The organism is Enterobacter oligotrophicus, from assembly GCF_009176645.1.
Classification (GTDB): domain Bacteria; phylum Pseudomonadota; class Gammaproteobacteria; order Enterobacterales; family Enterobacteriaceae; genus Enterobacter; species Enterobacter oligotrophicus.
The window spans coordinates 2321265-2341033 of record NZ_AP019007.1 but is presented as its reverse complement, the minus strand read 5'-3'; the positions used below and the strand labels follow the sequence as shown (position 1 = coordinate 2341033).

Annotated in this window: 19 protein-coding genes; 7 read left to right on the top strand and 12 right to left on the bottom strand. The window is 53.1% G+C overall.

The genetic code is table 11. The features are described 5' to 3' along the window. Positions 1 to 101: 101 nt before the first annotated feature. From recG to gmk, 5 genes are read right to left on the bottom strand one after another with little or no spacing between them, the layout of a single operon-like run. Complete coding sequence (gene recG / locus EoCCA6_RS11270; RefSeq protein ID WP_152082726.1) at positions 102 to 2183, bottom strand: ATP-dependent DNA helicase RecG; 2082 nt, start codon at positions 2181 to 2183, stop codon at positions 102 to 104. Positions 2184 to 2186: 3 nt separating this feature from the next. Continuing rightward, entirely contained in the window at positions 2187 to 2876 is a 690-nt protein-coding gene (gene trmH / locus EoCCA6_RS11265) for a tRNA (guanosine(18)-2'-O)-methyltransferase TrmH (protein WP_152082725.1), read from the bottom strand. A gap of 4 nt (positions 2877 to 2880) precedes the next feature. Next, positions 2881 to 4995: a bifunctional GTP diphosphokinase/guanosine-3',5'-bis pyrophosphate 3'-pyrophosphohydrolase gene (spoT, locus tag EoCCA6_RS11260; RefSeq protein ID WP_152082724.1), complete on the bottom strand. Its 2115-nt coding sequence runs from the start codon at positions 4993 to 4995 to the stop codon at positions 2881 to 2883. Between the two features lie 19 nt (positions 4996 to 5014). Beyond that, on the bottom strand, positions 5015 to 5290 hold the full coding sequence (gene rpoZ, locus EoCCA6_RS11255; RefSeq protein ID WP_000135058.1) for a DNA-directed RNA polymerase subunit omega: 276 nt from the start codon (positions 5288 to 5290) through the stop codon (positions 5015 to 5017). A gap of 54 nt (positions 5291 to 5344) precedes the next feature. Continuing rightward, entirely contained in the window at positions 5345 to 5968 is a 624-nt protein-coding gene (gene gmk, locus EoCCA6_RS11250; protein ID WP_152082723.1) for a guanylate kinase, read from the bottom strand. A 251-nt stretch (positions 5969 to 6219) separates the two neighbouring features. On the opposite strand from gmk, the gene ligB reads away from it, so the two are divergent. Then, positions 6220 to 7890 carry an NAD-dependent DNA ligase LigB gene (ligB, locus tag EoCCA6_RS11245; RefSeq protein ID WP_152082722.1) on the top strand — a complete coding sequence of 557 codons (1671 nt, stop codon included), beginning with the start codon at positions 6220 to 6222 and terminating at the stop codon, positions 7888 to 7890. Here the strand turns inward: ligB and EoCCA6_RS11240 are convergent. The 4 genes from EoCCA6_RS11240 to EoCCA6_RS11225 all read right to left on the bottom strand — a co-directional run bounded on the left by EoCCA6_RS11240 (position 7887) and on the right by EoCCA6_RS11225 (position 13414). Further along, entirely contained in the window at positions 7887 to 9539 is a 1653-nt protein-coding gene (locus EoCCA6_RS11240) for a phosphoethanolamine transferase (protein WP_152082721.1), read from the bottom strand. The genes ligB and EoCCA6_RS11240 overlap by 4 nt on opposite strands. Before the next feature lie 116 nt (positions 9540 to 9655). Beyond that, on the bottom strand, positions 9656 to 10273 hold the full coding sequence (locus EoCCA6_RS11235) for a trimeric intracellular cation channel family protein (RefSeq protein ID WP_152082720.1): 618 nt from the start codon (positions 10271 to 10273) through the stop codon (positions 9656 to 9658). Between the two features lie 165 nt (positions 10274 to 10438). Then, complete coding sequence (locus tag EoCCA6_RS11230; protein WP_152082719.1) at positions 10439 to 12376, bottom strand: acyltransferase family protein; 1938 nt, start codon at positions 12374 to 12376, stop codon at positions 10439 to 10441. Positions 12377 to 12550: 174 nt separating this feature from the next. Next, on the bottom strand, positions 12551 to 13414 hold the full coding sequence (locus tag EoCCA6_RS11225; RefSeq protein WP_152082718.1) for a YicC/YloC family endoribonuclease: 864 nt from the start codon (positions 13412 to 13414) through the stop codon (positions 12551 to 12553). Positions 13415 to 13539: 125 nt separating this feature from the next. Between EoCCA6_RS11225 and rph the strand changes: the two genes are divergently transcribed. After that, positions 13540 to 14256: a ribonuclease PH gene (gene rph / locus EoCCA6_RS11220; protein WP_013094888.1), complete on the top strand. Its 717-nt coding sequence runs from the start codon at positions 13540 to 13542 to the stop codon at positions 14254 to 14256. 68 nt (positions 14257 to 14324) lie between these two features. Continuing rightward, the gene (pyrE, locus tag EoCCA6_RS11215) at positions 14325 to 14966 is read left to right on the top strand and encodes an orotate phosphoribosyltransferase (RefSeq protein ID WP_152082717.1); all 642 of its coding nucleotides are present in this window, start codon (positions 14325 to 14327) and stop codon (positions 14964 to 14966) included. A 71-nt stretch (positions 14967 to 15037) separates the two neighbouring features. On the opposite strand, the gene slmA is transcribed toward pyrE, so the two are convergent. From slmA to coaBC, 3 genes are all read right to left on the bottom strand, one after another. Next, positions 15038 to 15634 carry a nucleoid occlusion factor SlmA gene (gene slmA / locus EoCCA6_RS11210; RefSeq protein WP_152082716.1) on the bottom strand — a complete coding sequence of 199 codons (597 nt, stop codon included), beginning with the start codon at positions 15632 to 15634 and terminating at the stop codon, positions 15038 to 15040. Positions 15635 to 15754: 120 nt separating this feature from the next. Next, on the bottom strand, positions 15755 to 16213 hold the full coding sequence (dut, locus tag EoCCA6_RS11205; RefSeq protein ID WP_167515540.1) for a dUTP diphosphatase: 459 nt from the start codon (positions 16211 to 16213) through the stop codon (positions 15755 to 15757). Next, a complete protein-coding gene (gene coaBC / locus EoCCA6_RS11200) occupies positions 16191 to 17402 on the bottom strand; it encodes a bifunctional phosphopantothenoylcysteine decarboxylase/phosphopantothenate--cysteine ligase CoaBC (RefSeq protein WP_152084440.1) in 1212 nt (403 codons plus the stop codon). The genes dut and coaBC overlap by 23 nt, the downstream gene beginning before the upstream one ends. 174 nt (positions 17403 to 17576) lie before the next feature. Between coaBC and radC the strand changes: the two genes are divergently transcribed. The 4 genes from radC to mutM all read left to right on the top strand — a co-directional run bounded on the left by radC (position 17577) and on the right by mutM (position 19767). Beyond that, positions 17577 to 18242, top strand: a complete 666-nt coding sequence (radC, locus tag EoCCA6_RS11195; RefSeq protein WP_152082715.1) for a RadC family protein — start codon at positions 17577 to 17579, stop codon at positions 18240 to 18242. Positions 18243 to 18458: 216 nt separating this feature from the next. Continuing rightward, positions 18459 to 18695: a 50S ribosomal protein L28 gene (gene rpmB / locus EoCCA6_RS11190; RefSeq protein WP_002436699.1), complete on the top strand. Its 237-nt coding sequence runs from the start codon at positions 18459 to 18461 to the stop codon at positions 18693 to 18695. 22 nt (positions 18696 to 18717) lie between these two features. Further along, positions 18718 to 18885 carry a 50S ribosomal protein L33 gene (gene rpmG, locus EoCCA6_RS11185; RefSeq protein WP_003024094.1) on the top strand — a complete coding sequence of 56 codons (168 nt, stop codon included), beginning with the start codon at positions 18718 to 18720 and terminating at the stop codon, positions 18883 to 18885. 72 nt (positions 18886 to 18957) lie between these two features. Beyond that, on the top strand, positions 18958 to 19767 hold the full coding sequence (gene mutM / locus EoCCA6_RS11180; protein ID WP_152082714.1) for a bifunctional DNA-formamidopyrimidine glycosylase/DNA-(apurinic or apyrimidinic site) lyase: 810 nt from the start codon (positions 18958 to 18960) through the stop codon (positions 19765 to 19767). The last annotated feature ends 2 nt before the right edge of the window (positions 19768 to 19769 follow it).

Here is a 19769-nt window from a genome sequence, read left to right as displayed (position 1 = left end):
CCACGGTGGAAAAGCGGGCATTTTAGCTGAGCAGTGGGTAAAAGCAAACGATTGCCAGCAAAAAAGGACAAGAAAATCTGCTGCCGATCTTCGGCTAATCGTCAGGCGTTGGAATACCGTTCGGTTTCCGGCATCCAGCGCTCAATTAACGCCGCCGCCTGCTCGGGGTAGCGTTCATGAATATGGCGGGCGAGGCGCTGAACTTCGGGGATCATCGCCTGATCGCGCAGTAAGTCAGCGACTTTGAATTCTGCATTCCCCGTCTGACGCGTACCCAGCAGTTCACCGGGGCCACGAATTTCCAGGTCTTTTTGCGCAATCACGAAGCCGTCGTTGCTGTCGCGCAACACCTGCAAACGCATCTGCGCCGTTTTTGAAAGCGGCGCTTTGTAGAGCAATACGCAATGGGAGGCCACAGCGCCACGGCCAACGCGGCCGCGCAACTGGTGGAGTTGCGCAAGACCCAGACGCTCCGGGTTCTCAATAATCATCAGGCTGGAGTTCGGGACGTCCACACCCACTTCAATCACGGTGGTCGCGACCAGCAAATGCAGCTCACCCTGTTTAAACGACTGCATCACCGCCTGTTTCTCTGCAGGCTTCATGCGCCCGTGAACCAGGCCAACGCTCAGCTCCGGCAGCGCCAGTTTTAGCTCTTCCCACGTCGCTTCTGCGGCCTGCGCTTCAAGCAGTTCTGACTCTTCAATCAACGTACAGACCCAGTACGCCTGTCGCCCCTCATGAGTACACGCGTTGCGCACGCGGTCGATAATTTCACTGCGACGCGTGTCCGGAATGGCGACAGTGGTGACCGGCGTGCGGCCCGGCGGCAGTTCGTCAATGGTCGAGGTATCGAGGTCGGCGTAAGCGGTCATCGCCAGAGTGCGCGGAATAGGCGTCGCGGTCATGATTAACTGATGCGGGTGGAAGCCCTGCTGCAGCCCTTTCTCCCATAGCGCCAGACGCTGATGTACGCCAAAGCGGTGCTGTTCGTCGATGATCACCAGTGCGAGGCCGTTAAACTGCACCTGTTCCTGGAAGATGGCGTGCGTGCCGACAATCATCTGCACCTGCCCGCTGGCAATGGCCTCCTGTTGCGCAAGGCGCGCTTTGCCCTTTTGCTTGCCAGCCAGCCAGCCCACCTCAACGCCAAGTGGCGCGAACCAGGTGCGGAAGTTGTTCGCGTGTTGTTCAGCCAGCAATTCGGTCGGTGCCATGAGCGCCACTTGTTTACCGTGAGCAATTGCTCTCAGTGCGGCCAGTGCTGCAACCAGCGTTTTACCGGAACCGACGTCGCCCTGAACCAGACGCATCATCGGCACATCCAGCGCCATATCACGTTCAATCTCGGCGGTGACACGCGCCTGTGCGCCTGTAGGTTTAAACGGCAGGGAGGCCAGCAGCTTATCTTTGAGTTCATCGCGCTGGCTTAATGGCTGCGCATGGAAACGCTGCGCGCCTGCACGAAGTGCCAGCATGCTCAGGTTGTGTGCCAGTAACTCTTCAAGGATAAGCCGCCGTTGGGCAGGGTGTTTACCGCTTTCTAAATCGATGAGCTGCAGCGATGGCGGCGGGCGGTGCAACGTGCGTATAGCTTCCGGCAGGCTCATCATCCCTTGCGCCAGTTCAGGCGGTAGCAGCTCGGCAATGGCGCAGGTATCGAGTAACTCCAGTGCCTGGTCGGTGAGCTTGCGCAGCGTCGCCTGCTTGATGCCTTCAGTCGTCGGATAGACAGGCGTGAGCGTCTCCTGCAGTTCCGGCGAGCTGAGATCGCCCTGCACGCGGTATTCCGGGTGGATCATTTCCGCGCCATATTTACCGCGTTTGGCTTCACCATACGCGAGTACGCGTCGGCCAGTGGCAAGGCTATTTTTCATTGCCGCACTGAAGTTAAAAAAGCGCATGGTGAGAATGCCGGTGCCGTCGCTGATCTGACAGGTCATCATCCGGCGTCCGCCAAAGGTGATGTTGCAGTTCAGCACTTCGCCTTCAACGGTGGCGTAAATCGCGGGCAGCAGATCGCCAATCTTATACAACTGGGTGCGGTCTTCGTAACGCAGGGGGAGGTGAAGCAGGAGATCCTGCACGGTGTGCAGGCCGATTTTTGCCAGTTTACTGCTTTGCGCCGCACCCACGCCCGTCAGGCTACTGAGCGGTATGGCATCCAGCAGGCGGCCTTTCATGGTTTACCCTGCGTACTGCATGGTGGACCACCACTCGGCATCGGCTTCAATTTCGCCCTGCGCGTTGACGTGGGGATAAGGCAATTTTTTCTGCTTGGCGACGCGAGCCAGCACCGGATAGCCACCTTCAAACAGCAGGCGCTGCTGTTCTTCTTCCGGCAACATGCTATTGCTGCGTTTGTACATTCCGGCGTTCTGGCGCTGACGCTGTGCTTCGTACAGGATAAGTGCAGAGGCCACAGACACATTCAGCGACTGTACCATGCCGATCATCGGGATAATGATGTCCCGATCCGCCAGATCCAGCGCTTCCTGAGTGATCCCGGTTTTCTCCTGCCCCATCAAGATGCAGGTCGGACGGGTGTAGTCGATCTCGCGGAAATCCACGGCGTTGTCTGAGAGATTGGTCGCAAGCACCTGCATACCGCGACCTTTAAGGTGCGATACGGCGTCGCCAATCGTTTGATGCGTTTTGACAGAAACCCAGCTGTTGCTGCCTGCGGCTGTTGAGGCCATGGTACGCATGCGGCTACCGGGCCAGACGGCATGCACTTCGTGCACGCCTACGGCGTCTGCGGTACGGACAATAGCAGAGACGTTATGAGGTTTATGGACCTGCTCCATGCAGACCGTCAGGTCAGGCTGACGCCTGGCGAGCATCTCACAGATACGCTCGTAACGTTTTGAATTCATAAGTCTAGTTTCGGTTTCGGGTGACTTTAATCACGTCCGGCATGACGCGGATCTTGCGCATGATATTCGCCAGATGCACACGGTCACGGGCCGTCAGACGGATAAAGGCGCTATAGACGCGACCATCTTTTTCTTCCGTGTTCAGGCTCTGAATATTGGAAGAGGCGGTGTTGATCGCTGCCGTCAGGTTTGCCAGTGCACCCTGGTGGTTGAACATGTCCACCTTAATTTCGGTGATAAACTCCTGCGCCGTCTCTTTATCCCACTCGACTGCCATGAACTTCTCGGGCTCTTTCTGGTAGCCACGGATGTTACGGCAGGATTCATGGTGGATCACCAGGCCTTTGCCCGGACTGACGTGCGCAATAATCGGGTCGCCCGGTATTGGTCGGCAGCATTTGGCGAAGGTGATAAGCACGCCGTCCGCGCCTTTGATCGGCAGGTGACCGTGACTTTGTGTGGTCGCAGGTACTGCTGTCGTGTCACCTTGCTGGAGGTTCTTCGCCACAACGACGCTCATGGCATTGCCGAGGCCGATCTCTGCCAGCAGGTCATCCAGTGACGCGAGCTTCATGCGCTCCAGCTCATGCTGGATGTTTTCTTGCGGGATCTCTGCCAGCTTACGGCTGCCGCCCAACGCATGGTTAAGCAGACGACGGCCCAGGCTTACAGAGTCATCACGTTTGAGGTTTTTCAGCAACTGGCGGATTTTGGCGCGCGCTTTAGAGCTTACGACAAAGTTCAGCCAGGCTGCGTTCGGACGTGCGCCCGGCGCGGTAATAATTTCCACCGTCTGGCCGCTGGAGAGTGGCTGAGACAGCGGATAAGGCTGTCTGTCGACGCGCGCGCCCACGCAAGCGTGACCGATATCGGTATGCACGGCATACGCGAAGTCGACCGGCGTTGCGCCCGCAGGCAGTTCGACAATGCGCCCTTCTGGTGTGAAAACGTAAATCTCATCCGGGAAGAGATCGGATTTAACGCTCTCAATAAATTCAAATGAGCTTCCCGCACTTTGCTGCAGTTCCAGCAGGCTTTGCATCCAGCGCTGGGCGCGGATTTGTGCGGTGGTGCTGCTTTCGCCGCCGTGCTCTTTATAAGCCCAGTGTGCTGCGACACCCATTTCCGCCATCTGGTCCATGTCTTCGGTACGGATTTGTACCTCAACAGGAACGCCGTGAGGGCCGATCATAGAGGTGTGCAAAGATTGATAGCCGTTCGCTTTTGGAATGGCGATGTAGTCTTTGACGCGCCCCGGACGTGGCTTGTACAGGCTATGCATCTGCCCCAACACGCGATAGCACGTATCGGAGTCATGAACGATTACGCGGAACGCGTAGATATCCATGATCGAGTGAAAACGCTGCTCCTTGAGCACCATTTTGCAGTAGATGGAGTACAGATGCTTTTCGCGACCACTCACGCGGCACGGGATTCCCGCTTCCTGTAAACGCCCTTCGATTTCAGAGAGGATCTTTTGAATCATCTCTTTACGGTTGCCGCGCGCGGCTTTCACCACCTCTTTAATCACACGGTAGCGGTTCGGATACAACGCTTCAAAACCTAGCTCTTCCAGCTCGGTTTTAATGTGATGGATACCTAAACGGTGCGCCAGTGGGCTGTAGATTTCGAGAGTTTCACGGGCAATGCGGCGACGTTTGTCCGGGCGAAGTGAGCCCAGCGTGCGCATGTTGTGGGTGCGGTCAGCGAGTTTGATGAGAATGACGCGGATATCCTGCACCATCGCCATAATCATCTTGCGGAAGTTTTCGGCTTGCGCCTCTTTCTTGTCGCGGAAATTCAGCTTATCGAGCTTAGACACCCCTTCCACCAGTTCGGCAACGCTTTTACCAAAAAGCTGTTCCATGTCCTGGTAAGTGGCAGGGGTATCTTCAATCACGTCATGCAGCAGGGCAGCCATCAGCGTTTCATAGTCGAGTTTCATCTCGGCCAGAATGCAGGCCACCGCTACCGGGTGCGTGATATAGGGTTCACCGCTTGAACGTGTCTGGCCCTCGTGAGCGTCACGTGCAACGAGATACGCCTGCTGGAGACGCTTAATCTGGTCTTCCGGCAGGTAGTTTTGAATCAGCTGATTCAGGCTTTCAAACAGATACAAGGGCGACCCGCAGGTTTAATTAACGACGACCTTCAGCAATAGCGGTTACGGCCTGCAGTTCTGCGGCTTCCTGCTCTTGCTGCTCCTGGCGCTCGCGCACGTCGAGGATCTGGTTGTTGATCAGACCTTCTTCGATTTCGCGAAGTGCAATAACGGTGGTTTTATCGTTTTCTTCCGGAACCAGCGGATCTTTACCGCCTACCTGCATCTGACGAGCGCGACGCGCGGCGACCAGCACCAGGTCAAAACGGTTACCAATTTTTTCTACAGCGTCCTGAACAGTTACGCGTGCCATACTTAAAATGCTCCACAGGTGAAGAAATGACTGGGCATGATACTGAAAGTGGGTTCAGTCTGCCAACAGTTTGGTGATTAATGCGTCATGTCGCTGCTTCTGGCGGCTCATACGCAGACGTTCTGCACGAAGAATGGTTTTGAGATCGCTCAGCGCGGCATCAAAATCATCATTCACAATAAGGTAATCATATTCCGCGTAATGGCTCATTTCTGCAACTGCCTGCGCCATACGTTTTGCGATCACCTCTTCGCTATCCTGACCCCGGCCACGCAGGCGGCGATCCAGTTCCTCTTTCGAGGGCGGTAAAATAAAGATACTGCGCGAATCCGGCATTTTCTTGCGAATTTGCTGTGCGCCCTGCCAGTCGATATCCAGGAACACATTCACGCCGGTTGCCAGGATCTGCTCGATGGTCTCACGCGAGGTTCCGTAGTAGTTACCGAAAACTTCGGCGTGTTCAAGAAACGCGTCTCTGCCAATCATCGCCCTGAATTCGTCGTGATCCACAAAGAAATAGTGTTCACCGTGCACTTCTCCCGGACGCGGCTGGCGCGTGGTATGAGAAACAGAAACCTGTGTGTCGTACAACGGTTGGGTCTTTAACAGTGCCTGAATAAGGCTGGATTTACCCGCGCCACTAGGGGCAGAAACAATATAAAGCGTGCCTTGAGCCATGAGAGTCTTTTGTATGTGTTAGCGAAGAAGTCCTACATACGGGCTTATTATACACGTCACCGCTGTGTGACGTAGCCTTTGTCACACTTTTTCCCCTGGATTATTAAATTTTGCGTACTGTTTTCAGGTTTTACTTGCGGTTTGCAGCAATCTAAATAAACGCTGGATAGCGCCTCGCAAGATGAAATGTTGCCATTCGCGTTGTTTTGCGCCTCGGGTTATATCTCCGTCAACGCAAAGGAGGAGTAACGATGTGGCGATGGATAAGCGGGTTAATGCTGTTGTGGTGTGGCTCAGGCGTAGCGGTGTGTCCGGTGTGGTCGCAGGATAAGGCTGAGAAAGAGATTGCAACCTTAAGCGCACAGATAAAACGCTGGGATGACGCGTACTGGAAACGGGGCACGAGCGAAGTGAGTGACGACGTGTACGATCGGCTCAGTGCGAGGTTAAAGCAGTGGCAGCATTGTGTTGGACAGGGGACTTCTGAGGATGTTATTCCTGCGCTGGCGGGCAACATAAAACATCCCGTTCCCCATACTGGCGTGCATAAAGTGACCAGTAAAGAGGAGCTGCGCAACTGGATGCAGACCCGCCGCGACCTCTGGGTACAACCCAAGGTCGATGGTGTCGCGGTGACATTGGTCTACCGCAACGGAAAGTTAAGCCAGGCAATCAGCCGTGGCGACGGTATCAAAGGCGAAGACTGGACCGCGCAGGTGCGTTCGATACCATCGGTTCCCGGTAGCCTGCAAGGTGCGCTTGCCAATAGCGTGTTACAAGGCGAGCTCTTTCTACTACGTGATAACCATATCCAGCAGCAGATGGGCGGAATGAACGCACGAGCAAAAGTCGCAGGTGCCATGATGCGGCAAACGGATAAATTGCTTCTGAGCAGGATAGGCGTGTTTATCTGGGCCTGGCCGGATGGTCCGAAAACCATGCGTCAGCATCTTACTGAACTCTCTGCTGCGGGGTTTGATTTGACGGCGCGTTTTACCTTGCCTGTTCGTTCTGTTGATGAAATTGAAGCACAGCGTGCCCGGTGGCTGACATCTCCCTTACCCTTTGTGACAGACGGTATTGTGGTGCGCTCGGCGAATGAACCTTCCGGCGAAAGCTGGCTGCCGGGGCAGGGAAACTGGGTTGTTGCGTGGAAATACACACCCGTTTCGCAGGTTGCTGAGGTGCGGGAGATTCAGTTTGCGGTGGGGCGCACGGGAAGGACATCTGTCGTGGCGGTACTTGAGCCTGTACAGCTGGATGATAAGCGCGTGCAGCGTGTCAGCCTGGGGTCTGTTGGGCGCTGGCAGCGGCTTGATATAGCGCAAGGCGATCAGGTGCTGGTAAGTCTGGCAGGCCAGGGGATTCCCCGGCTCGATAAGGTCGTCTGGCGAGGAGCCAATCGGCAAAAACCGCAACCTCCGGCATCTCAATTTCATTCGCTGACGTGTTTTTATGCCTCTCCTGAGTGTCGCGAACAATTTATCGCAAGGTTGGTATGGCTTGGATCAATGCAGGTGCTGGATATAAACGGTCTTGGTGAGTCAGGCTGGCGCATGCTTCATCAGGCGCACCACTTTACGCATCTTTTTTCGTGGCTTGCCTTAACAAAAGAGCAGCTTCAGCACACTCCCGGTTTGAGCGCATCGAAAGGATTACAGTTGTGGCACCGTTTTGAGCTTGCCCGTCGCCAGCCTTTTCTTCGCTGGGTTGCTGCCATCGGGCTGCCTGTTCCGCAGTCGGCGGTAAAGGTGATGGATGAACAATCATGGCAGCAGTTGGCTGAAAAGGATGTCATAAGCTGGCATCAGCTTCCTGGTATAGGGAAAGAAAGGGCGCGCAGCCTGGTTGATTTTATTCACGATCCGGCGTTAAAAGCCCTGACAGCCTGGTTAGGCGAGCAGGGCATTCAGGGCTTTTAAAGTGAATTTTTCTTTGCGACTCGCCAGGGCGTTTTTCTGTCAGGTGAGATGAACGTATCGCGTAGCTGATCGTAGTCGAAGATATGGCGGCCACCATCCATCACTGAGAAAAGCGTTTGTTCCTGGTGACAGGTCTCCAGCAATGAACTGCAGTTTTCGATTCCGGTGGAGATCCCAAGCCAGCTTAGCATGAGCGAATAGTTGTTGGCGGTGCTCCAGTAGTCTTGCACCCAACCCAGCTCTCTTTTCTGGCTGGCGAGGGCCGATGGGCTGTACCAGATAAATTGCGGGACATCGTAGGCTTCTTTGCTCGGATTGCGAGATCCGTGCATATAAAGCGACTCCAGCTTCGGGTTTTTTTCCAGCCCATGATCTGAAAAATAGAGGAGGGAAGACGCACTGCCCTGCAGCCGTTTTGCAACTTCACCAATAAAATAGTCGGTGAAACGGATCGCGTTGTTATAACAATCTTCATATTTATTGCCAGTATGAAGAATTTCAGCAGAGGCTGGATACCGATCGCAGGCCATTTCATGGCTGCCGTTAATATGCAGGACGATGAATTTTTTACCGGGAGTTTTTAATGCATCATCCAGGGCCGGTAAAAGCTCAGTATCATATTTTGTATCGATCCAGTGTGTTTTTTGACTCGTTGAAGCAATGGCAACAATGTAGTTATTGCTTTTACCAGAGTTGCCCTGAGCGCTGATCCATTCGGTGTGATACCCCGTCTTTCTGGCAATGCTAACGATATTGTCAGCAAGTTTATCGGCCGTGAAGTGGTCGGGATCGGCTTTGCTTAAAATCATCGGAACAGCCAGCACGGTGGCGGATGCAGGGGCGATAGCATGGCTAAAAATCAGCGCGCTTTTTGCCAGTGCAGACTCGACCGGGGTGGTGTCCTGGTTAAATCCATACAGTTGCATATTACTGCGGCGAGCTGATTCACCCACAATGACCACATAGTTTTCTATGCCCGTTTCATGGTACTGCAGGGCGGGATAATGCACATTTTGTTGCGCGATGCGTGCCGCCAGCGCGTTGTCGCGCTGGGCGATAATAAATTCTGATCCGGTATAGAAAGGTGTATTGGTCAGAATGCGTGAACTCAGGGGATAGTAAACTTCGAGGTCTTTGCGCTTTTTCAGCCAGTTTGCGGTGGAGTACCAGGCGACAAAGATAACCAGCAGCACAACCCCGACCACTTTTATTCTGCCTGAGCAATGTTCACTAAGTGATTTAATGGCGTACCAGGTGACAAAAAAATAAGCAATGGTGACCGGGAGGCTATGCAGGTATAACCCTGACATGCTTTTCGCTTCGGCCAGATGGGTCGCCAGAATACTCATTGCAAACACAGTATTAAATTCACTCTGATAAACATCCCACGTGTTGAATGCAATCGCGAAATTGAGCGTCAGCAGAGAGAGCAGAACGAACGTAATGATTTTTCCAGGAAGGCAGCGATAGATAGCTGCTGCGCTCAGCAACAGCAGACCGTTGCAAATTGCAATACGTACCGCAAAACGCGCGGGTTGCGTAAAGAAAACCGGCCACAGTTGGATCAGCACGGAGATAAGCAGCAGAATTAAAAAATGGCTGCTGAGCTTTTTATTAATAATAAGTGCTGAGGTTTTTGCAAAGGTCATTGTTTCTTAACGCAAATTCTATTCTGACAAAGAACCGATAGTTTATCGCGTTTTCATGAGCAGTTTGAGACTACAAAAAGTGCTTTTTACTACTTTGTTGTAGCTTCGTTAAGAAATTAATGTGCGTCGTGAGTGTAATGAAAAACGGGTAGACCCAGTTTTAAGCGCAACGCCAGCAGGCGGGTGGTGAAACCAAACAGCAGAGTACCAATCACCACAACGTCCTGACTGGAGACATAATGCTGTAACGCGATATACAACACAGCGGATGCGAATGAAATTCCGGCGTAAAGTTCTTTCTGAAAAACAAGGGGAATACGTTTGCAGAACAGATCGCGTAATACGCCGCCAAATACACCCGTCACGACCGCAGCAATACTGGCGATAATAGGACCTTCACCCATATCCAGCGCGATTTGTGCACCGATAATCGAAAATACAACCAGACCGAGGGCGTCAAGCACCAAAAAAAGACGACGCAAGTGAGGCATTACAGGTGCGGCAATGGTGGTTAGCACCGCTGCAATAGCAACGATTACAACGTATTCGGGATGCTTCACCCAGCCAAGAGGGTAATGTCCCAGCAGAATATCGCGTACCGAGCCGCCGCCCAGCGCGGTGGCTGTGGCGATGATAATCACCCCAAAAGTATCCATACGACGGCGTCCGGCGGCAAGTGCACCGGTCATGGCTTCGGCAGTGATCCCTATCAGGTAAAGGACATGTAGCAGCATTTTTCCCCCAACGTTGAGGGCAACAGGGTAGCGTTTTGTGCAGAGGCTCACGATTTAGTTTTTTTTGTGTGAGCGTGTTATCCATACTTTTTCTAATAATAAAATGCTGTGATGGCAATGTTAGCGCGAAAATGTAGATTATTTTTCATTAGATTTATTCATGCATTAGCGCATTTCGCCTGCAAAAATCTGTTTAAACATTGGCACGAGTGATTTGTTACCCGTTTCGCTGAGATGGTTGTCATCAAAGTATCGAGGTTCCAGATTCCTGCTCCCCATGCAACGGCCCATACTGCAAAGATAAGGCGTTGGGTCCAGAACTCTGACGCCGCATTGCTCTGCCGCCTGTTGCTGAGCCTGTATAATGGCGCTGTTTCGCTTCTGATAATCAGCCAGAGAGATTGAGATATCCTGCGTCTTTTGATTCGTCATTAAACGGTGGGACAAGGTGCGTGGAACATCGACACCCATTTCCGGAATCGGGTTAACAAGCCAGACGGGATGATTGCGGTTGAGTGTGCAGGCCATCTTAACGATGGAATCTGCGTACTGGTGTAAATAGTTTTTCTCGTCCTGCGGACCGGTTTTGAACTTCACCAGCTTATTTTCAGCGTAGTGAGTCAGGCGATTAACGATCACCACGGGAACATCACCCGGATAGGCTTGTAGTTTTTTACTCAGGGAACGGTTGAATTTCCCACATCGATTGCTTTCTAACAGATCGGCATTCGCCAGCGTCGGGCAGCCGGAATAGGTAATGCCGACAACCGACCCCAGATCTTTTGCCGCTTCGGCAAGTGCTGTGGCTGTTGCCTCCGCATGGCTGTCTCCAATGATAATGGCTGTGGCCGCCCCTGTTCCGTAATAGCTCATGTGCGTTTTTGGGTCAGCAGCATAATTTTTATTGTTTGCCTGAGCCGCAATTTGGTCGACCTGCGGATCGGGACGGCTGGTGATGATATCGCTTTTCACCAGGTGACTATAACCCCAGGTTATTCCGACGCAGGCGAACACAATGGCCCAGAAGGCGGCTACAGAGCGCTGATTCAGGACGTTTTTTGCCGGTTGTTCGATCAATATCCAGGAGAGCCATCCCAGTAAAAAAGAGAGTGAGATCGCACTGACGACCCAAAGCCCGTTATGTTGTTTTCCTGCATAAATTAAAAATACGGCAATTGGCCAGTGCCATAAATACACAGAATAGGAACTTAACCCGACCCAGCGTAGATTGCGGTCGATCATGTTAATCAGGGATGGGCTATTACTGTAAATAACCAGCATTGTGCCGACAACGGGCAGGAGAGTGAATCCGCCAGGCCAGGCATGCTCAGGAGTAATAAAAAGAATGGACGCAAGAATAAAGGCATAACCCAGCAGTGCAATTATTATGCGCCACGTATGGAGTGGCGCATATCGTTTTGCTGCATACCAGACAAGACCGCCACACAGCATTTCCCAGGCGCGATACGGCATCAGGTAAAATCGCGTGGCGGCGTCGAGAGACGTGCTGGTCACGCTTACCAAAAACGAGCACAGCGCCAGTAGCAGCAGACACAATCCGGTATCCACTCTTTTTCGGAGTGGATATAACGCCATCATAATAAAGGGTAATACCAGGTAAAACTGCCATTCAACGGAGAGAGACCACGTATGCAGGAACCAGTTTTCATGAGAGTCGGTAGCAAAATAATCACCGGACTCTTTTTTTAATTTGAGATTAGAAATAAAGAGTGCGGCATAGCCAATATAATTACCCAGCTTTCTGTATTCATTTGTCGGGAGCCAGAAAAAAGTTACAAGGGCTAATACTACGCAGAGCATTAATAATGCCGGGATGATGCGCTTAGAGCGCGCCGCATAAAATTGAAATAAGTTAAACGTTTGCCGTTCAAGGCTGGTGGCAATGATTTTTGTCATCAGAAAACCGGAGATAACAAAAAAGATATCTACGCCTGTGAAACCGCCTGGAAGCAAGGTGGGAGCGAAGTGGTAAAATACGACGGACAGTATGGCAATTCCACGCAGGAGGTTGATGTCCTGGCGGAAATCGCGGTCAACAGCGAGGCTTTTTGTTTCCTCTAATGTTAAGTTGATGTTTGCCATTACCTTTTCCGATCGTGAGTATTCTTAATAGTCAAAACGACAGGAAGTGTATCAAAAATAAAAAGCGAATTCTTATGTTCTGATGCGACAGAAGACAGATTACATTCCTGCCATAATCCGATAAAAAATGGTCCCCGGAAGGACCATTTATTCGTAAACTTATCTTGCTAATTGTTACTCAATATTCTGGATCTGCTCACGCATCTGCTCAATAAGTACCTTCAACTCAATGGCGGAATTGGTCACTTCAGCATTAATCGATTTAGACGCCAGGGTGTTTGACTCGCGATTGAACTCCTGCATCATAAAGTCGAGGCGACGGCCTACGGCTTCTTTCTTCTTCAGGATGTTGTAGGTCTCTTTGACGTGCGCTTCCAGACGATCCAACTCTTCGGCCACGTCGACACGCTGCGCCATCAGCACCAGCTCTTGTTCCAGACGGTTATTTTCCAGCTGAACTTCCGCTTCTTCCAGTTTGGCGACCAGACGCTCGCGCTGCCATTGCAGCACTTCTGGCATATGGGCGCGAACTTTCGTGACTTCGGTGCTTACACCTTCAAGGCGCTGTTCAATCATAGCCTTCAGCGCCTGGCCCTCTGTTTCGCGGGCAATGATAAAATCATCCAGCGTGCTGTCGAGCGCAGCAAGAATTTCAGCAGCAATCGCGTCCAGATCCTGCTCCCCGGCAGCCATTACACCAGGCCAACGCAGGATATCAACCGGGTTGATTTCACCTTCATCGCTCTGCATTTTGACCCAGTTCGCCGCATTAACCAGCTGTTTCGCCAGTTTTTCGTTGAGGATCAGCTCGCCCTGCGCACTGGCATCAGGCTCAAAGCGCAGGTTACATTCTACTTTTCCGCGCGTCAGGCGAGTACGGATACGCTCACGCACAACCGGCTCCAGGCTGCGGAATTGCTCCGGCATGCGGAAATACGTTTCCAGATAGCGCTGGTTTACCGAGCGCATTTCCCAGGTAGCGCTACCCCAGCTACCTTTGATTTCACGCCGGGCGTAGGCGGTCATACTGCGGATCATAGATATTCCCGTTTTTAAAGGAGAGATGGGGGGATTATAGCTTTCGGGGGCTTCTCAGGATAGGAATAAGCGTCCTTTATCCGTATAATGCGCAGCCACATTCGTTTCAAGCCGGAGAATCCATCATGCGTCCAGCAGGTCGTAGCGCCAATCAGGTGCGTCCCGTCACCCTGACCCGTAACTATACAAAACACGCTGAAGGCTCCGTGCTGGTTGAGTTTGGTGACACCAAAGTGCTGTGCACCGCCTCTATTGAAGAAGGCGTTCCACGTTTCCTGAAAGGCCAGGGCCAGGGCTGGATCACTGCCGAATACGGCATGCTCCCACGTGCGACCCATACCCGTAACGCCCGCGAAGCGGCGAAGGGTAAGCAGGGCGGTCGTACCATGGAGATCCAGCGTCTTATTGCGCGTGCGCTGCGCGCCGCTGTTGACCTGAAAACGCTCGGTGAATTCACTATCACTCTCGATTGCGACGTGATCCAGGCCGATGGCGGTACGCGCACGGCATCAATCACCGGCGCTTGCGTTGCGCTGGCGGATGCCCTGAACAAGCTGGTTGCTGCCGGTAAGCTGAAAACCAACCCGATGAAAGGAATGGTTGCCGCGGTCTCCGTGGGTATCGTGAACGGTGAAGCGCTTTGCGACCTGGAATACGTGGAAGACTCCGCCGCCGAAACCGACATGAACGTGGTGATGACCGAAGATGGTCGCATTATCGAGGTGCAGGGTACGGCAGAAGGCGAGCCGTTCACCCATGAAGAGCTTCTTACCTTGCTGGCGTTGGCCCGAGGGGGAATCGAATCCATTGTAACGACGCAGAAGGCGGCGTTAGAAAATTGATTTTACAGGCGACCAATGAGTCGCCTTTTTTTTGCCTGTAAGACAGAAAAAACCAAAGGAGCGAATCCATGAAATCGTATCAGCGCCAGTTTATTGAGTTTGCGCTTAACAAGCAGGTACTTAAGTTTGGCGAGTTTACGCTGAAATCCGGGCGTAAGAGCCCTTATTTCTTCAACGCCGGGCTGTTTAATACCGGGCGCGATCTGGCACTGTTAGGCCGTTTCTATGCCGAAGCGCTGGTGGATTCCGGGATTGATTTCGACCTGCTGTTCGGCCCGGCCTACAAAGGGATTCCGATTGCGACTACCACCGCGGTAGCGCTGGCGGAACACCATGACCGCGATGTACCGTACTGCTTCAACCGTAAAGAGGCTAAAACTCACGGTGAAGGCGGCAACCTGGTGGGCAGCGCACTGCAGGGCCGCGTCATGCTGGTGGATGATGTGATTACCGCAGGTACGGCGATTCGCGAATCGATGGAGATTATCCAGGCTAATGGCGCTACGCTTGCTGGCGTGCTGATTTCTCTGGATCGTCAGGAACGTGGACGCGGCGAAATCTCCGCCATTCAGGAAGTGGAGCGCGATTACGGCTGTAAAGTGACGTCAATTATCACTCTGAAAGACCTGATTGCGTATCTGGAAGAGAAGCCTGAAATGGCGGACCATCTCGCTGCGGTGCGTAAGTATCGCGAAGAGTTTGGCGTGTAAGATTACTGCCCGGTGGCGCTGCGCTTACCGGGCCTACGTCACCCGTAGGCCGGATAAGGCGGGTAACCGTATTACTGCAACTGAGCAGCCACTAACGGCCAGCGGGCGTCAAAATCGTCCGTTGGACGGTATTTGAATTCGCTACGCACAAAGCGGGAAAGCATCCCTTCGCAAAACGCCAGGATCTGGCTTGCCAACAGCGTTTCGTCAGTGACATAACCTTCGCCTTCACGCATTTTCTTCTCGCGCAGTACCTGGCGCAACTGCGCTTCAATACGCTCAAAAAGCTGGTTAATTCGGCCCTGCAGTCTGTCCTGCTCAAACATCAGCGCGTGACCGGTCAGGATACGGGTTAAACCCGGATTGCGTTCACCAAAACCCAGAATTAACAGCACAATCAGACGCAGACGAGCGGTGGTGTCCTTTTCGTCTTTCAGAATCAGGTTGATGCGTGTGATCAGGCTGTCTTCAATAAACTCAATCAGGCTATCGAACATCCGCGTTTTGCTTGGGAAATGACGATACAACGCCGCCTCGGACACGCCTACGGAGGCCGCCAGTTTTGCGGTAGTGATGCGTTGGCTGCCATCGCTGGATTCAAGCATCAGAGCCAGAGACTGAAGTATTTCTTCGCGACGGTTCCTTTTCGCGGTTTGTTTTTCTGCCATGTTACAAAATACCCCTGAAAATAAGCACTTGCCAGGCTGGCATCCACACAGCGACCGCAAACGGGCGTTTGCGGTTTGTTATTGCATTATGGCGCTGTGAGATGCGTGTCTATCGGACGATTATTTACGCCCGGAATGGCCGAAGCCGCCTTCGCCACGGTCGGTGGCATCAAAGTCTGCCACCAGGTTAAATTCTGCCTGCACTACGGGTATAAACACCATCTGCGCGATACGTTCGCCCGGTTCGATGGTAAAGCTGTCCTGACCACGGTTCCAGACGGATACCATCAACTGCCCCTGATAGTCGGAGTCGATCAGGCCGACCAGGTTACCCAGCACGACGCCATGCTTATGGCCCAGGCCAGAGCGTGGCAGGATCACTGCCGCCAGTGACGGGTCAGCGATGTGAATTGCCAGGCCAGTCGGGATCAGGGTGGTTGCGCCCGGTGCCAGTTCTACGGCGTCATCGAGACAGGCGCGCAGGTCAAGACCGGCAGAGCCGGAGGTGGCATACGTTGGCAGCGGGAATTGCTCGCCAACGCGCGGGTCCAGAATCTTAACGTCGATTTTTTTCATCATAACGGGTAACGATCTCGTCCAGTAATTGTTGGCCCAGGAGTTCCTTGCGCGCAAGCGGTAAGACTTTATCTCCATCCTGCCAGAAAAGGTGCAGTGCGTTGCTGTCGCTGTTAAATCCTTGTGTGGCCAGCGATACGTCGTTCGCGCAAATCAAATCGAGGTTTTTGCGGGTACGTTTTTGCCGGGCATATTCTTCCACATTATTCGTTTCTGCGGCAAACCCAACAACGTAAGGTCGATGGCTTTTCAGTGCGGCGACACCAGCAACGATATCCGGGTTTTTCACCATTTTTAGTGTTAATTCATCGCCTTGCTTTTTAATTTTGGCGTCAGAAATCGTCTCTGCACGATAATCAGCCACGGCCGCACAGCCAATAAAAATCTGCTGGCTTTGCGCATGAACCTGCACAGCGGCTTCCATCTCCAGCGCGGTGGTGACATTAATGCGCTGCACAAACGGTGGCGTAGACAACGAAACCGGGCCGCTCACCAGCGTGACGTTCGCGCCACGTTTTGCCGCAGCAGCAGCAATGGCAAAGCCCATTTTGCCGGAGCTGTGGTTGGTGATGTACCGCACCGGGTCCAGCGGCTCGCGCGTGGGGCCCGCGGTAATCATGATATTGAGATGTTGCAGATCGTTGACAGGCGAAAAATGGGTCGCGGCCATATCAACGATCGTCAACGGGTCAAGCATACGGCCAGGTCCAACATCTCCACACGCCTGGCTGCCGCTGTCCGGCCCCCAGATCAGCAGGCCACGCGAGGCCAGCGTCTCCAGATTATGCTGAGTGGCGGCGTTGCGGTACATCTGCTGGTTCATGGCGGGCACGACGGCAACGGGGGCAGGCGTAGCCAGGCAAATCGTCGAGACCAGATCGTTCGCCATCCCGGCCGCCACGCGGGCAATTAAATCTGCCGTGGCGGGGGCGAGGATAACCAGATCTGCCCATTTCCCAAGCTCAATATGGCCCATCGCGGCTTCAGCGGCCGGGTCAAGCAGGCTGTCAGACACCGGGTATCCCGAAACGGCCTGCAGACTCAGCGGGGTGATAAAGGCTTTACCGCCTTCGGTTATCGCGACCCGCACGTCGGCCCCACGCTCGCGCATACGACGCACCAGATCTGGCGTTTTATAGGCAGCAATACCGCCGCTCACGCCAAGAACGATTTTTTTACCGGCCAGGCTCATCATGATTCTTTCCTGTTGGGTTTCACCAGAGAGCGGGCATTTTATCACAATCCAAAAAACGGAGTGATTTTGTCCTGCGGTTACTTTGCGAGGCGTTACGCAAGAATGATACAGGAGCGTCGAGCGTCAGGGGACGGCTATGGCAGCATGGTAGCAAGCATAAGGAGGTTGAGCATGGAAGAGGCAACACAGATGTTACCGCGCGAAAAAATGCTGCAGTTTGGCATCACGTCGTTAAACGACGACGAGCTGCTGGCGCTTTTTTTGCGTACCGGAACAACAGGGAAAACGGTGTTTACGCTGGCGCGTGAGCTGATACAACATTTTGGCTCGCTATATGGTTTGTTGACCGCAGATCTGGCTGAGTTCAAGCACGTAGAGGGCATTGGCGTGGCGAAGTATGCGCAACTGAGGGGCATCGCCGAGCTTGCCCGACGTTTTTATAACGTCCGTATGCTGGAGGGGGACACGTTACTCACACCTGAAATGACGCGAGAATTTCTGCAAAGCCAGCTGGCAGATGCGGAGCGGGAGATCTTTATGGCGATCTTTCTTGATAACAAAAACCGGGTGCTCAAGCATTGCTGCCTGTTTTCGGGGACATTAAGCCATGTGGAGGTCCATCCGCGTGAAATTGTGCGGGAAGCGATAAAAGTGAATGCAGCCGGCGTGATCCTCGCGCATAATCACCCCTCTGGCTGTGCAGAACCGAGCAGAGCTGATAAAGAAATCACCAAACGTATTATCAAATGCTGTCAATTCATGGACATTCGTGTACTGGACCATCTGATAATTGGCCGCGGAGAGTATATTTCTTTTGCAGAACATGGTTGGATTTAGACCATTTCACGCGATCCATCGGGATCTTTGTCTGTTCGGGACTTGAGCACACCGCCGAGTCAGCGTATACTACGCCACCTTTGAGAATCTCGGGTTTGGCATTTGGGCCTGGCAATCGAGAGTTCACTTAGAACTGCGATGACCGGGCTGTAAAGCCTGACGAGGCGCCGATACCCCATACGAAGCTCGAGCTAATTTGATTTTTGGAGAATAGACATGTCCCGAGTCTGCCAAGTTACTGGCAAGCGTCCGGTGACCGGTAACAACCGTTCCCACGCACTGAACGCGACTAAACGCCGTTTCCTGCCGAACCTGCACTCTCACCGTTTTTGGGTTGAGAGCGAGAAGCGTTTTGTCACCCTGCGTGTATCTGCTAAAGGTATGCGTGTAATTGATAAGAAAGGCATCGATACAGTTCTGTCCGAACTGCGTGCCCGTGGCGAAAAGTACTAAGTACTTAAAGAGGAAATAAATCATGGCTAAAGGTATTCGCGAGAAAATCAAGCTGGTTTCTTCTGCTGGTACAGGTCACTTCTACACCACCACGAAGAACAAACGTACTAAGCCGGAAAAACTGGAACTGAAAAAATTCGATCCAGTTGTACGCCAGCACGTACTGTACAAAGAAGCTAAAATCAAATAATTTTAGTCTCCTTGTATTGAAAAACCCCGCAACTGCGGGGTTTTTTGCATTCTGCATCTCAACGGAGGAACCATGCCTGAATTACCTGAGGTAGAAACCAGCCGCCGCGGCATTGAGCCCCATCTGGTCGGCGCGACGATTCTCCACGCAGTCGTTCGTAATGGGCGTCTCCGCTGGCCGGTGTCCGATGAGATCCATGCGCTCAGCGACAAACCGGTGCTCAGCGTGCAGCGCCGTGCTAAATATCTGCTGCTGGAACTGCCCGACGGCTGGATCATCATTCACCTGGGGATGTCCGGGAGCCTGCGCATCCTTACCGAAGAACTGCCTGCTGAAAAGCACGACCATGTTGACCTGGTGATGAGCAATGGCAAAGTGCTGCGCTACACCGATCCACGACGCTTTGGTGCATGGTTGTGGACCAAAGAGCTGGAAGGACACAACGTGCTGGCGCATCTCGGGCCTGAGCCGCTCTCCGATGCCTTTAACGCGGAATACCTGAAAGAGAAGTGCGCGAAGAAGAAAAGCCCGATCAAACCCTGGCTAATGGATAACAAGCTGGTGGTGGGTGTCGGGAACATCTATGCCAGTGAATCGCTGTTTGCTGCCGGGGTCCATCCCGATCGGCTGGCATCGTCATTGTCAGCACAAGAGTGCGCGCTGCTGGTCAGGGTGATTAAAGCGGTACTGCTGCGATCCATTGAGCAGGGCGGCACCACGCTGAAAGATTTCCTGCAAAGCGACGGTAAGCCGGGTTATTTTGCTCAGGAGCTGCAGGTGTATGGTCGCAAAGGTGAGCCGTGCAGAGTGTGTGGTACGCCGATTATTGCAACGAAGCACGCTCAGCGTGCCACATTCTATTGCCGTCAGTGCCAGAAATAGCG